Source organism: Agrobacterium sp. DSM 25558 (assembly GCF_900100825.1).
Taxonomy (GTDB): Bacteria; Pseudomonadota; Alphaproteobacteria; order Rhizobiales; family Rhizobiaceae; genus Agrobacterium.
This window is the reverse complement of record NZ_FMUD01000001.1, coordinates 207548-221053: the sequence shown is the minus strand read 5'-3', so window position 1 is coordinate 221053 and position 13506 is coordinate 207548. Positions and strand designations below refer to the sequence as shown.

12 protein-coding genes are annotated in these 13506 nt (G+C 55.7%); 8 read left to right on the top strand and 4 right to left on the bottom strand.

Features of this window, described 5'->3' with window-relative positions; all coding sequences use genetic code 11:
- The first annotated feature begins 2 nt into the window (after window positions 1–2).
- The 5 genes from DSM25558_RS01145 to DSM25558_RS01125 all read left to right on the top strand — a co-directional run bounded on the left by DSM25558_RS01145 (window position 3) and on the right by DSM25558_RS01125 (window position 3614).
- Window positions 3–707: a GntR family transcriptional regulator gene (locus tag DSM25558_RS01145; RefSeq protein ID WP_077100975.1), complete on the top strand. Its 705-nt coding sequence runs from the start codon at window positions 3–5 to the stop codon at window positions 705–707.
- Between the two features lie 11 nt (window positions 708–718).
- Window positions 719–1504 carry a transporter substrate-binding domain-containing protein gene (locus tag DSM25558_RS01140; RefSeq protein ID WP_077100973.1) on the top strand — a complete coding sequence of 262 codons (786 nt, stop codon included), beginning with the start codon at window positions 719–721 and terminating at the stop codon, window positions 1502–1504.
- A gap of 73 nt (window positions 1505–1577) precedes the next feature.
- A complete protein-coding gene (locus DSM25558_RS01135) occupies window positions 1578–2249 on the top strand; it encodes an amino acid ABC transporter permease (protein ID WP_077100971.1) in 672 nt (223 codons plus the stop codon).
- Window positions 2246–2905 (top strand): amino acid ABC transporter permease, encoded by a 660-nt coding sequence (locus tag DSM25558_RS01130; protein WP_077100969.1) that lies wholly within the window; start codon window positions 2246–2248, stop codon window positions 2903–2905. Before DSM25558_RS01135 ends, DSM25558_RS01130 begins: the two co-directional genes overlap by 4 nt.
- Entirely contained in the window at window positions 2883–3614 is a 732-nt protein-coding gene (locus DSM25558_RS01125) for an amino acid ABC transporter ATP-binding protein (protein ID WP_077100967.1), read from the top strand. The genes DSM25558_RS01130 and DSM25558_RS01125 overlap by 23 nt, the downstream gene beginning before the upstream one ends.
- 83 nt (window positions 3615–3697) lie before the next feature.
- On the opposite strand, the gene gltA is transcribed toward DSM25558_RS01125, so the two are convergent.
- Entirely contained in the window at window positions 3698–4987 is a 1290-nt protein-coding gene (gene gltA, locus DSM25558_RS01120; RefSeq protein WP_077100965.1) for a citrate synthase, read from the bottom strand.
- 261 nt (window positions 4988–5248) lie between these two features.
- On the opposite strand from gltA, the gene DSM25558_RS01115 reads away from it, so the two are divergent.
- On the top strand, window positions 5249–7735 hold the full coding sequence (locus DSM25558_RS01115; protein ID WP_371479268.1) for a ComEC/Rec2 family competence protein: 2487 nt from the start codon (window positions 5249–5251) through the stop codon (window positions 7733–7735).
- A gap of 20 nt (window positions 7736–7755) precedes the next feature.
- Here DSM25558_RS01115 and DSM25558_RS01110 read toward each other — a convergent pair whose 3' ends face one another.
- Complete coding sequence (locus DSM25558_RS01110) at window positions 7756–8433, bottom strand: glutathione S-transferase family protein (RefSeq protein WP_077100963.1); 678 nt, start codon at window positions 8431–8433, stop codon at window positions 7756–7758.
- Window positions 8434–8823: 390 nt separating this feature from the next.
- Window positions 8824–9546, bottom strand: a complete 723-nt coding sequence (lexA, locus tag DSM25558_RS01105; RefSeq protein WP_077100961.1) for a transcriptional repressor LexA — start codon at window positions 9544–9546, stop codon at window positions 8824–8826.
- A gap of 273 nt (window positions 9547–9819) precedes the next feature.
- Here lexA and kdsA point away from each other — a divergent pair, with 273 nt between their 5' ends.
- Complete coding sequence (kdsA, locus tag DSM25558_RS01100; RefSeq protein WP_077100959.1) at window positions 9820–10668, top strand: 3-deoxy-8-phosphooctulonate synthase; 849 nt, start codon at window positions 9820–9822, stop codon at window positions 10666–10668.
- Between the two features lie 225 nt (window positions 10669–10893).
- Complete coding sequence (eno, locus tag DSM25558_RS01095; protein WP_077100957.1) at window positions 10894–12168, top strand: phosphopyruvate hydratase; 1275 nt, start codon at window positions 10894–10896, stop codon at window positions 12166–12168.
- A gap of 50 nt (window positions 12169–12218) precedes the next feature.
- Here eno and DSM25558_RS01090 read toward each other — a convergent pair whose 3' ends face one another.
- Window positions 12219–13277, bottom strand: a complete 1059-nt coding sequence (locus tag DSM25558_RS01090) for a LacI family transcriptional regulator (RefSeq protein WP_077100955.1) — start codon at window positions 13275–13277, stop codon at window positions 12219–12221.
- Window positions 13278–13506 lie beyond the last annotated feature (229 nt).

Sequence of the window (13506 nt, the reverse complement as noted above, 5' to 3'; positions counted from 1 at the left end):
GTATGCAAGATAGACATGCACCCGACACCGACCAAACTGCGATAGAGAAGGCCATCGTTTCCGGCATTCTCTCCGCTCGAATACGCCCCGGAACCCGGTTGGGCGAAAGTCAGCTCGCCGAAATTTATGGCGTGTCGCGCACCAAGATACGTGAGGCGCTGATGCGGCTTGGGAGCCGTGGCGTCGTCAAGGTCAGTCCACGCCGCGGCTGGTTCGTCATAGAGCCGTCGGCCGAGGAGGCGATTAAAGTCTATGAGGCGCGGCGCGTCATCGAGTGCGGTCTGTTGCGGAGCATGACGAGGTTGCCCCCACAGGGTCGTCAAATTCTTCTTGATCACCTGAGCGAAGAAAAAGACGCGATGGCTGCTTGCGACCGGCAACGGCTCACATGCCTGATGGGTGATTTCCACATTCGTATTGCTGAAATTGCCGGAAACGAAATCATTATCGATCTGCTGCGCGACCTGACAGCCCGCACGATCCTTATTTCGATGCTGTACCAATCAGATTTTCACGCTGCCCAATCTCATGAGGGACATTGCCGCATGTTCGAGGCGATGGATGCGGGTGACTTTTCCAAGGCCGCAGACCTTGCAGCCACGCATCTGGACGAGGTCGAGACCGGCCTCGATCTGACGCGCCAGCGCGGCCGCCATTCCGATCTTCGCAGTTCACTTTCTCTTCCTGCCCATCACGCAACCATTTAGGAGATTTCATAATGTTAAACAGACGCACATTTTTCGCCGCCGTAGCTCTCGCCGCCAGTGTGAGCTTCGCCGCTCCTTCCTCGGCGGATACCTTGAGCGATATTTCTGCGCGCGGATCGATCCGTGTTGCAGTCCCGCAGGATTTCCCGCCATTCGGCAGCGTCGGAATCGACATGGCACCCCGTGGATACGACATCGATGTCGCCAATCTGATTGCTGAAAAGCTGGGCGTGAAAACAGAACTTGTGCCGGTCACCAGCGCAAACCGCGTTCCTTATCTCCAGACCAACAAAGTCGATCTGGTCATTTCCAGCCTCGGCAAGAATGCCGACCGAGAAAAGGTGATCGATTTTTCGGTGGCTTATGCACCCTTCTTCAACGGCGTTTTTGCACCTGACGCCGTGAAGATCGAGAAGGCAGAAGACCTGTCGGGCAAAACGATCGGCGTGACACGCGGCGCTGTGGAGGATCTGGAGCTGACGAAGATCGCGCCAGCCGATGCCACCATCAAGCGCTATGAAGACAATAACGGCACCATCTCCGCCTTCCTGTCCGGGCAGGTGGAAACGGTTGCGACCGGCAACGTCGTTGCGGCCGCTATTTTGGAAAAGAACCCGCCAAAGCGGCCGGAACTGAAATTCCTGATCAAGAACTCTCCCTGCTATATCGGCCTCAACAAGGACCAACCCGCTTTGCGTGAGAAAGTCGATGCGATCCTTGCTGCTGCAAAAGCCGACGGCAGTCTCAATGCCATTGCCCAGAAGTGGCTGAAAACCGATTTGCCTAAAGATCTCTAAAGCAATTTTTTAAAAGTCGTGCCCTGCCTTCGAGCAGGGCGCGGTTCCTTGTATTTTTTCGAAAGGAACCAACGTGAACTACACCTTCGAGTTTGGGTGGCTTCTCGAATATTATCCGGCAATCGTGAAGGGCGTTCTCATCACGCTGCAGCTGATTGCTATTGGTGGTGTTCTGGGAATCGCGCTCGGCATTTTCTGCGCATGGGTGCGGGCTTTGGGGCCAACATGGCTGCGTCCGCCGATTGCTGTTTACGTGGAGATGATCCGCAACACGCCATTTCTCATCCAGCTGTTTTTCATCTTCTTCGGCCTGCCATCATTGGGCTTGCAGTTGAACGAATTGACGGCGGCCAATATCGCCATGGTCATCAATCTCGGGGCCTATAGCTGCGAAATCATTCGCGCCGGCATTCAGGCGACGCCCAGGGGTCAGTTTGAGGCCGGAGCGAGCCTTGCCATGACGCGGTTCGAAACCTTCCGTCACGTCGTGCTCGTCCCAGCGCTCCAGCGCATCTGGCCCGCTCTCTCATCGCAGGTCGTCATCGTCATGCTCGGCTCTTCTGTCGTGTCGCAGATTGCCGCGGAAGATCTGACATTTGCGGCCAATTTCATCCAGTCGCGCACATTCCGCGCCTTCGAGGCCTACATGGTATCGACGGTCATTTATCTCGCGCTCGCCATTTTGTTGCGGCAGCTGCTTCTGGTTGTTGGCGGCTTCATCTTTCCCAGAAGGAGTGCCCGATGATCGAGTTCACCACCTGGGATATTTTGCGAAACCTGGTGTTGTCAGCCCGCTGGACGGTTCTTCTTTCGCTGGTGTCTTTCCTCGGCGGAGCAGCCGTCGGTCTTTTGCTTTTGTTCATGCGCATTTCCAGAAAGAAATCCCTGCGGGTCTTTTCCAAATATTATGTGGAGTTGTTTCAGGGAACGCCGTTGCTCATGCAGCTTTTCATCGCCTTCTTTGGGTTGGGATTGGTCGGTATCGATGTTCCAGCCTGGCTGGCTGCCGGATTGACGCTGATCCTTTGGGCTGCGGCATTCCTCACCGAGATATGGCGCGGATGCGTCGAGGCTGTGTCCAAGGGACAATGGGAAGCCTCCGCTAGCCTCGGCATGGGGCGCTTGCAGCAGATGCGCTACGTCATCCTGCCGCAGGCCATGCGGGTTGCCATTCCACCCACAGTCGGTTTCGCCGTTCAGGTCATCAAGGGAACGGCGGTCACCTCGATCATCGGTTTCGTGGAGCTTTCCAAGGCAGGCACGATCGTCACCAACGCCACGTTCCAGCCTTTCACCGTTTATGGCCTCGTTGCCCTCATTTATTTCGCGCTGTGCTGGCCATTGTCGAAAAGCAGCCAGATCCTCGAAAGGAAGCTCAATGTCGCTCATCGAAATCACTGAAGTTCGCAAAAGCTTTGGCAGCAACGAGGTTCTCAAAGGCATCAACCTGGATATCGATCCGGGCGAGGTCATCGCCATCATCGGCAAGAGTGGATCGGGAAAATCGACGCTATTGCGTTGCATAAACGGTCTCGAGACCATCTCGTCCGGCGCGATTTCTGTGGCGGGCGCTCAGTTCATCGATGATGAGCTTCACCTGAAAGCCTTGCGGCTGAAGGTCGGCATGATCTTTCAGCAGTTCAATCTGTTTCCGCATCTCAACGTCGGCGAAAACGTCATGCTATCCCAAACCGTGGTGAAAAAAACGCCGAGGACGGACGCAGAGGCGCTGGCGCGCAAAATGCTGGAGCGTGTCGGTCTTGCCCACAAATTCGACGCCTATCCCGACGAACTGTCGGGTGGTCAGCAGCAACGCGTGGCCATTGCCCGAGCGCTGGCCATGCAGCCCACCGCACTCCTCTGCGACGAAATCACGTCTGCCCTCGACCCGGAACTCGTTTCCGAAGTTCTGGCCGTGGTACGGGAACTGGCCGCAGAAGGCATGACGCTGGTCATGGTCACCCACGAAATGAAATTCGCGCGCGATGTCTGCTCCCGCGTCGTCTTCATGCACGAAGGCAAGGTTCATGAGATAGGCCCACCGGAGGAGGTTTTTTCGGCACCCAAGACACCCGAGCTGAAACAGTTTCTGGGCGTGACGGCGCATTGAAAGCTTTGCGGAATTGAGCTTTGTAGCAATAGAAAAGCCGGGCGTTGGCCCGGCTTTATGGTTCTTAGTCGATGCTTCCAAACTTAACGCTTGGAAACCGGCGTATAGTCGCGCTTTGCGGCGCCCGTATACAGCTGGCGTGGACGGCCGATGCGCTGCTGTGGGTCTTCGATCATTTCGTTCCACTGTGCGATCCAGCCGACTGTGCGGGCCAGGGCGAACAGAACGGTGAACATGGTCGTCGGGAAGCCGAGAGCCTTCAGCGTGATGCCGGAGTAGAAGTCGACGTTGGGGTAGAGCTTCTTTTCGACGAAATATGGATCGGACAGAGCGATCTTTTCGAGTTCCAGCGCAACCTGCATGATCGGGTCGTCACCATTACCGGTGGCTTCCAGAACTTCATACATCGTCTTCTGCATGATCTTGGCGCGCGGGTCGTAGTTCTTGTAAACGCGGTGGCCAAAGCCCATCAGGCGGAACGGATCGTTCTTGTCCTTGGCGCGGGCGATGTATTCAGGAATACGATCAACCGAACCGATTTCGTTCAGCATGTTAAGCGCTGCTTCGTTGGCGCCGCCGTGGGCAGGGCCCCAGAGGCATGCGATGCCCGCGGCGATACATGCAAACGGGTTGGCGCCAGAAGAGCCGGCAAGACGAACGGTCGATGTCGAGGCGTTCTGCTCATGGTCGGCATGCAGGATGAAGATGCGGTCCATGGCGCGGGCCAGTACCGGATCGACCTTGTAGTCTTCGCAAGGTACGGCGAAACACATGTTGAGGAAGTTGGAGGCGTAATCCAGATCGTTCTTCGGATAAACGAAGGGCTGGCCGATGTGGTACTTATAAGCCATTGCCGCAATCGTCGGCATCTTCGCGATCATGCGAAGCGAAGCGACCATGCGCTGGTGCGGATCGGTAATGTCAGTCGAGTCGTGATAGAAGGCAGACAGCGCGCCGACCGTGCCGCACATGACGGCCATCGGGTGCGCATCACGGCGATAGCCGGTGAAGAAGCGGCTCATCTGTTCATGCACCATGGTATGGCGCGTTACGCGGGTGTCAAAGTCTTTCTTCTGTGCGGTCGTCGGCAGTTCGCCGTACAGCAGCAGATAGCAGGTTTCGAGGAAGTCGCCCTGTTCTGCAAGCTGCTCGATGGGATAGCCGCGGTGCAGAAGAACACCTTCGTCGCCATCGATATAGGTGATCTTGGATTCGCAAGAGGCAGTGGACGTGAAGCCCGGGTCGTAAGTGAAGGTACCGGTGTTCCTGTAAAGCGTACCGATATCGACAACCTTCGGTCCGATCGTGCCTTCTCGGACAGGAAGATCGACCTTTTTATCGCCGAGTGTCACTGTCGCGCTAGTTTCCGTCATACCATACCTCCGAAATATGCAGGCGATGCGGGGTGACGCATCAGCCAGTTTAAGCGTCAGCGATTTAGCTATATGATCCGCGCGATAAAGCCAAGCTATCCAAAAGGCAAATTGTGCATTGCGGCACGTCAATATCTCGAAATGAAGCATTTCCACGGCAGAGTGTTTCATTCTAGGTCAATGCTTCCTTAATCGCGCAAATGGTTGCAATCTGCTTTTCAGGGTTGCAAACTAACCGTCTGCGGCAGGGGGCAGCGGTACTTGAATACACACGAAGAAAAGCAGTATTTCCGCCTTGCGGAAACGAGCGCCGTTGCGCAGACGGAACTCGATGATTTTCTGTTGCCCCTGCACACGTCCAACCGATCACTGACGATTGAGGGACGCGGCTCTCATTCTCCTCGTCGTCAGATATTGCGACTGAGAGGCTGGCTCGCACGCTGTCTTGAGGAAGAGGTTTCTCATCGCCAGGACTTTCTTTTCGTTCCTGTTCTCATCGCGGCAGGAGCCGCATTCTGGTTTTCTCTGTCGGTGACACCTTCGACACGGTTCATTCTGTGGGAGACCGTCTGCTTGGCGATAGCGGCATGTGCGCTGTTTTATCGCCCTGGCGTCATGTCTGCCGGTTTGAAAGCCGTCGCACTGTTTTTGTTCGGCATGCTGCTTGCCGATTGGGAAACGGGCAGGGCAGGGACCGTGATGCTTGACACTCCGGTGACCACGACGATTAGCGGAACCGTCGAGCGTCGCGAACTGGACGCGCGGGGATCGTGGCGATATGTCGTTGCGCTGAAATCGACGTCCGACCCGACGCTTTCGCGGCCGCCGGAGCGAATTTCCGTGGTGGCCCGAAGTCGACATGAGGCAGTTCTCATCGGCCAGACGGTCAGCGGAAAAGCCCGCCTTTCCCCACCCTCCGGCCCAGCTCTGCCGGGGCTCAACGACTTTGCATTTGCGTCATTTTTCAATGGTGTTGGCGCGACGGGATTTTTTTATGGGGCACCCAAAATACTGCCCTCCAATGCAGATGAGGCGGGTGCCAGCAGCTTCGTGCAGGATGCCGATACCTGGCTCTACCAACTTCGCAGCCACATCGCTCAACGCATTCGTGACCTCATCGGTGGTGATGCGGGTGCCTTTGCCGCATCGATTATCACCGACGAGAGACGCGCGATTTCCAATGAGACGATGGAGGCTCTGCGTGTTTCCGGTCTGGCGCATATCGTTGCGATTTCCGGGCTGAATATGGCGCTCGCCGCTGGCATCTTCTTCATCGGAATGCGAACCGTGTTCAGCCTGTTTCCTGGATTCTCCCAGCGCCGGCCGGTCAAGAAAATCTCTGCCTTTGCAGCGCTTTTGATGACACTGGCCTATTATCTCATTTCAGGATTTGCGGTGTCCGCAGAGCGGGCATGGTTGATGATGTCGATCATGCTGTTTGCTGTGCTGGTGGACAGGCCGTCGATCAGCCTGCGCAACGTGGCGCTTTCGGCGATCGTGATTATCGTCCTGTCGCCGCACGAGGTCATGGGGCCGAGCTTCCAGATGTCGTTTGCAGCAACGCTCGCGCTCGTCTCCGCATATGCGTTCTGGAGCCGGTGGCGCGGCGAGCGGGAGCGTCTCGTCATCTCCCGACCGCCATGGTGGCTATCGATAGCCAGTAAGGCTGCGACGATCATTGGCGGTGTCGTGATCACGTCACTGATCGGTGGCATATCGACGGCAATCTATTCCATCGAGCATTTTCATCGCATCACCACCTATGGGCTGGCAGCAAATCTTGCCGCGATGCCGATCATGTCTCTGATCGTCATGCCGTTTGCGCTCATCGGCATGCTGTTGATGCCATTCGGGCTCGACGCGCCGTTTCTGAAAATCATGGGCTACGGCATGGCGATGGTCATTGAAGTGGCCAAGACCGTGTCGAGTTGGGGCGGTGACGAGACGATTGGACGGCAAAATGGCTGGTTTCTGGCGATTTCAACAACGGGTTTCCTGCTGCTGGCATTGCTTCGCACACGACTTGCCTTGATTGGGTTGCCCTTCATAGCCGCCGGCTTTGCCATGCTTCTGATCGAGCAGGGGCGCGATAAACCGGACCTGCTGATCTATGAGGATGGTTCGCTGGTCGCGCTGACATCCGCAGACGCGGTTGCCTCCACCAAACAACGCGCCTCCGGCTTCGTTTACGAGCAATGGCAAAGAGCCGTGCCTTTACCCGCGCATCACGTCGCCCCCAAAATGCTCGATCGTGTCACGTCACCTGCTGGTGATGATGCAGAGGAAGCGGTTAGCTCTCAAGCCCGCACGGCGGGTTTGACCGATATCGAAAAGTCGCGGGCTGCCGAGGAGATGCGAGCAGCAACCGGTGCCACGGATATATTCACCTGCCGCAAAGATATGTGGTGTGTGGCTAAGTCGCAGAAGGGCGTAACTGTAGCGGTTATTTCCAACACTGCGCTGACGGGAACGGCATGCGACGTTGCCGACCTAGTGGTGACGACACGCAGAGTGCCCTTCGCCGCCTGTCGGTCCGGTGCGATCCTGATCAGTCAGGAGACATTACGACGTACCGGCTCCATGGAAGTCTGGCTTGGCCGTAAAGGCGACGCCGTTCTACGGGCGAAGGTTGCAATGCAGGGTCAGGATCGATCATGGACCATGCACCGCAGTTATGATTGGCGCAGCGAGGACTTCGATCCCGAGTTGCCTGCGCATATCGAAAATATGTTGGCGCTGGACCCATAGCGTGTGGCTGCCGCCATTTGCTATTTCGCGCGCAGATCCGCTGTCCATTCTCCCACGGCCCGCGCCTCAGCCTCGTGACCCGCATCTCGCCACGTTTCCAGCAAAGCAGCACCCTGCCATTCCTGCATGGCGGAAAGGGAAAGCAGGCGGTTTTTGTAGGCTTCGGCCTCCACCGACAGAGGTGTAGAGTAGGTCTGGAACCGGAATGCAACGGGGCAGTAGAACGCATCTATAGCGGTGAAGTTTTTCCCTGCCAGAAACGGACCACCAAAAGCTGCCAAGCCGTCCTGCCAGAGCGCGTCTATTCGAGATATGTCCCTCTGCAGGGGCTCGCTGATGGACGATGGCCGTATGCGCAAACCGACGCTCATTGGGTGTTCGTTGCGCAACGCCTGAAAACCAGAATGCATCTCGGCAGTCGCCGAGCGCGACCACGCCCGCGCTTTGGCATCACTTGCCCACACACCATCATGGCGCTCTGCCAGATATTCAGCGATGGCGAGGCTGTCCCATACGGTCAGGTCATTTTCTACGAGGCAGGGCACCTTTCCCGACGGAGAGAAGCGCGTGAAATCGTGGTTCGACGTGCCAAACTGTACGAGTTTTTCGTTGAACGAAATCTCCAAGGTTCGCATCAAAACCCATGGCCGCAGGGACCATGAAGAGTAATTCTTGTTGGCTATGTAAAGATCATACATGTCAATGTTCCCCATTATCGTCCATCAATACGGCACGCAATAGACCGGATACAGGCCGCCGGAGTGATAATGCTCATCAAACTATTTGATGGCCGCGGACGGACCTACCCGAAAACAACATTTAGGTACGCCAACGTTGGTAACTGTTCGTTCGATCTTCGATAAGACGAGCGCGAGGCACACAGCGACGTAGTGATTCTCAGATGCAACGAGATTGAGATACACCAATTAGTGGATTTCGTGACCCGACTAATGAATATAGGTTTTGTAGCCTAACTGCCGTGATTTTTTGTGGTCTTAAATTGATATTTCAGACAGGCTGGCAGGGAATATTATGACCATCAAAATACAATTTGAGTAGCGGGCATGACAACGCATGCCCGCAACATATTAATGATAACGGCGGATCAAACCGACCAGCTTGCCTTGAATTTTCACTCTGTCCGGTCCGAAAATTCGCGTCTCATAGGCAGGGTTTGCAGCCTCCAGCGCAATGGAAGCGCCTTTTCGGCGGAAGCGCTTCAGCGTTGCTTCCTCGTCATCGACCAGAGCCACAATGATATCGCCCGGATTTGCAGTGCTTCCATCGCGAATAATGACCGTATCACCATCGAAAATCCCGGCTTCGATCATCGAATCGCCTTTGACTTCCAGAGCGTAGTGCTCGCCCGAACCCAACATATCCATCGGAACGACAACGTCATGGGTGTTGTTTTGAATTGCGGAAATCGGCACACCCGCAGCTATCCGGCCCATAACTGGGACGCTAACAGAATTGGGTGCGCTGTCGTTGGACGCTGCGGGACGGGGCGGCTGTTCAGCCACCTTTGCTTTGCCCAGGCTACCCTCGATAACGCTGGGTGAAAACCCGCGTTGAGGCTTGGCTTGTGGCGAATAGGATTCGGGAAGCTTGATGACTTCCAAAGCGCGCGCCCGATTCGGTAGCCGGCGAATGAAGCCGCGCTCCTCAAGTGCGGTGATCAACCGATGGATACCTGATTTTGAAGCAAGATCGAGTGCATCTTTCATTTCATCGAAAGATGGCGGCACGCCGGACTCTTTCATTCTTTCATGAATGAACAGAAGCAATTCCTGCTGTTTGCGCGTGAGCATGAAGGAACACCCTTGGAATTAGAGGCGAAGATTCGCGAAACAAATACAGAACGAACACTATATGTTCCATATGTGTTCTGCAATCCCTTAAAATTCGGTGAAATTCATTTAAGCATCTGTTGATGCGTAAATCAGCAACACCAGATGGTCTTACGCGGACCTATACCGTGACTCTGGGCCGCCTTGCTGCTAAATGCGTGGCCAACAAACGATAAGGGAATATCTCGATGGTCTGCACCATTGAAATCGCCCGCTTTATTGCAAGGAAAGACGATGAGTGTAACGAACAATCTGAAAGTCGTTGCGGGGCAGGGCTCCAAAGCGGTTTCCTTTTCCAATACAGAACGCTTTTCGCTGATCGCCGGACCTTGCCAGATGGAAAGCCGCGACCACGCATTCATGATTGCGGAAACGTTGTCAGAGCTGTGTGGCAAGCTGGGTATCGGGCTGGTTTACAAGTCTTCTTACGATAAAGCCAACCGCACGTCCCTTTCCGGCCAGCGGGGCATCGGTATCGACAAGGCATTGGAGATTTTTGCCGAGTTGAAGGCGCAGTTCGGCTTTCCGGTTCTGTCGGACATTCACACGGAAGAACAGTGCGGCATCGTTGCGCCGGTGATTGATATTCTGCAAATTCCGGCGTTTCTCAGCCGTCAGACGGATCTACTGGTGGCTGCTGCCAAGACTGGTCGCGTCATCAATGTCAAAAAGGGCCAGTTTCTGGCGCCGTGGGATATGAAGAACGTTCTGGCGAAGCTGAACGACAGCGGTAACCCGAATGTGCTGCTGTGCGAACGCGGTGCGTCCTTCGGTTACAATACGCTGGTGTCTGATATGCGCTCCCTGCCGATCATGGCATCTCTGGGCGCACCGGTTGTTTTCGATGCTACCCACTCCGTGCAGCAGCCGGGTGGGCAGGGCGGTTCGACGGGCGGTCAGCGCGAATTCGTGGAAACATTGTCGCGTGCTGCTGTTGCCGTTGGCATCGCGGGTCTTTTCGTGGAAACACATGAGGACCCGGATAACGCGCCATCGGATGGTCCGAACATGGTTCACCTGAAGGACATGCCGAAGCTTCTGGAAAAGCTGCTCGCTTTTGACGACATCGCCAAATCTGCGTGACGGGTTTTGGCCTTAATCGGCTTTTATTGAAAAGCGGTGCCTGAAACGGGCACCGTCATTGTAATTTCTTGCGCGTCGTCTACAGCGACTGAAGAAATTCACATCGAGTCGCTATTCCGTCGCCCTGTTTATCGCGCCGATCATTCGAAAAGCGCTTCACAGTTTTCGGTATGCACTCTAAGACAGGCAACTGAAAAATCCTGTTCCAATCCCAAGGGAGAGATCATGACAGCCATTACCGATATCATCGCACGCGAAATTCTCGACAGCCGTGGCAATCCGACTGTTGAAGTCGATGTCTACCTGGAAGACGGCTCTTTCGGTCGTGCAGCAGTTCCATCGGGCGCATCGACAGGCGCGCACGAAGCCGTAGAACTGCGTGATGGTGGCAAGCGCTACCTCGGTAAGGGCGTTGAAAAGGCAGTTGAAGCTGTCAACACCGAAATCTTCGACGCGCTGGGCGGGTTCGATGCCGAGAGCCAGATTCATGTCGACCAGACCCTGATCGAGCTTGACGGCACACCAAACAAGTCCCGCCTGGGTGCCAACGCCATCCTCGGCGTTTCCCTGGCTGTTGCCAAGGCTGCTGCCGAAACGACTGGCTTGCCGCTTTACCGTTATGTCGGTGGTCCAAACGCGCATCTGCTGCCTGTTCCGATGATGAACATCATCAATGGCGGCGCGCATGCCGACAACCCGATCGACTTCCAGGAATTCATGATCATGCCGGTTGGCGCGGAAAACATCCGTGACGCGGTCCGTATCGGCGCTGAAATCTTCCACGTTCTGAAAAAGGAACTGTCGGCACAGGGCTTCAACACCAATGTGGGTGATGAGGGTGGCTTTGCACCAGGCCTGAAGAGCGCGCCTGAGGCTCTCGACTTCATCATGAAGTCCGTCGAAAAGGCCGGTTACAAGCCAGGCGACGACGTTGCGCTTGCTCTCGATTGCGCTTCGACCGAGTTCTTCAAGAACGGCAAGTACGAGATGGAAGGCGAGGGCCGCACGCTCGAGCCGGAAGCCATGGCGGATTACCTCGCTGAACTGGCGGGCAAGTACCCAATCATTTCCATCGAAGACGGCATGGCCGAAGACGATTGGGATGGCTGGAAGTACCTGACGGACAAGATCGGCTCCAAGGTTCAGCTGGTTGGTGACGATCTGTTCGTGACCAACTCTGCCCGCCTTCGTGACGGTATCAAGATGGGCGTTGCCAACTCCATTCTCGTGAAGGTCAACCAGATCGGCTCGCTGACGGAAACGCTTGATGCTGTCGAAACGGCGCACAAGGCTGGTTACACCGCCGTCATGTCTCACCGCTCCGGCGAAACGGAAGACTCCACGATTGCCGATCTCGCGGTTGCGACCAATTGCGGACAGATCAAGACCGGTTCGCTGTCGCGCTCCGACCGTCTGGCCAAGTACAATCAGCTGATCCGTATCGAGGAAATGCTGGGGCCACAGGCAGCTTATGCCGGTCGCTCCATCCTGCGTGGTTAAGCTTCGCGCACGACATTTGAACAAGAGGCCCGGATCGCTCCGGGCCTTTTTTATGCGTTGAACTTTGGTGCGCGGCTCGACCACACCGGCTGACTGAGCGTCTGCAAGCCTTCCGCCGGTTTTCCATCGATACGGGCCAGCAGCGCTCTCGCCAGTTCACGGCCGGCCAGCTTGATATCCTCATTCATGGTGTGAATTTCTGGACGCAGCCAGTTGAGAAAATCTGCGGACTGCTTGGAGACGACGTCGATATCCTTGCCGATCTTTTTGCCGGTTTCCTCTATGCCCGCGATGAAGGCGATGGTGGAACTGCCACTGATGGACACCAACCCATCAGGACAATCGTCACTCAGCATCAGCGCCCTGCTTTCGTCCCTGATCTGGTCCAGCGGTGTGTCGTTACTGATGCTCGTCAGTGGAAACTCTGTAAGGCCGAAATCACGCAGGCCCTGGTCGAAACCACGACGCGCGTAATCATGATATGAAAATTGCTTCGGAGGCAAAAGGACGGCAATGCGCTTCCGCCCGCATTGGGAAAGCCGCCTCATGGCCTCGTAGACGTAAGCCTCATTATCGAAATCATGATAGGGGTGGACGATGCCCATATCCGTCCGCCCGTGGGTGGCAAACGGCATGTTGCGCTCTGTCATGAAACGCACACGCGGATCGTCAGGCTGCATCTTCGAAATGATGACGCCATCAGCAGAGCCGGTATCGAGAATATAGCGGATCGGGATCATCGGATCTTTGGCGTGGGTATGGGGCGTCACGACCAGATGGTACTGCGTGCTGGACAGAATTTCGGTGATGCCGAACACCATCTGGGTGGTGAAACCCATCAGCTCTTCATCCACGCTTAGTACCAGTGCGATGACGTTGGTCTTGCCGGTGCGCAAACGAACGCCCGCACGGTTTGGCTGATAGCCGATCTGCTGTGCGACTTGGCGCACCCGCTCCTTGGTGTCGGCGCCGATGTCTGGCGCGTCCTTCAAGGCCCGGGAAACAGTGGTGATACCAAGGCCTGTCATCAGGGCGATCGTCTTGAGCGTTGGGCGCTCATTGCCCGGTAGCGGTTGCCCGCCGGGTTCAGTCTCTATGCCATCATTCATGTCGCCACTCGCCATACCTTGCGGGAGACCATGGTAGATTGGTTTTTTGTCCTTGCAAAGCGCGGACACTCTGGTCGTGAATGATCGGGCGACTTTAAGCGTGTGAAGACACTGCGATGCCGAAAAAAATATCGTCCAGAAGGGGCAGATATTGCCTTATATCACGTGAGAAAACCTATGTAAGCTTCTGTATTTATTTCAGGAAGTTTATTCTTACCCAACAATCATC

Coding starts and splice junctions, on each gene's coding strand:
- DSM25558_RS01145 (WP_077100975.1), top strand. CDS start 3: ATGCAAGATAGACATGCACCCGACACCGACCAAACTGCGATAGAGAAG.
- DSM25558_RS01140 (WP_077100973.1), top strand. CDS start 719: ATGTTAAACAGACGCACATTTTTCGCCGCCGTAGCTCTCGCCGCCAGT.
- DSM25558_RS01130 (WP_077100969.1), top strand. CDS start 2,246: ATGATCGAGTTCACCACCTGGGATATTTTGCGAAACCTGGTGTTGTCA.
- DSM25558_RS01125 (WP_077100967.1), top strand. CDS start 2,883: ATGTCGCTCATCGAAATCACTGAAGTTCGCAAAAGCTTTGGCAGCAAC.
- gltA (WP_077100965.1), bottom strand. CDS start 4,987: ATGACGGAAACTAGCGCGACAGTGACACTCGGCGATAAAAAGGTCGAT.
- DSM25558_RS01110 (WP_077100963.1), bottom strand. CDS start 8,433: ATGTATGATCTTTACATAGCCAACAAGAATTACTCTTCATGGTCCCTG.
- lexA (WP_077100961.1), bottom strand. CDS start 9,546: ATGCTCACGCGCAAACAGCAGGAATTGCTTCTGTTCATTCATGAAAGA.
- kdsA (WP_077100959.1), top strand. CDS start 9,820: ATGAGTGTAACGAACAATCTGAAAGTCGTTGCGGGGCAGGGCTCCAAA.
- eno (WP_077100957.1), top strand. CDS start 10,894: ATGACAGCCATTACCGATATCATCGCACGCGAAATTCTCGACAGCCGT.
- DSM25558_RS01090 (WP_077100955.1), bottom strand. CDS start 13,277: ATGAATGATGGCATAGAGACTGAACCCGGCGGGCAACCGCTACCGGGC.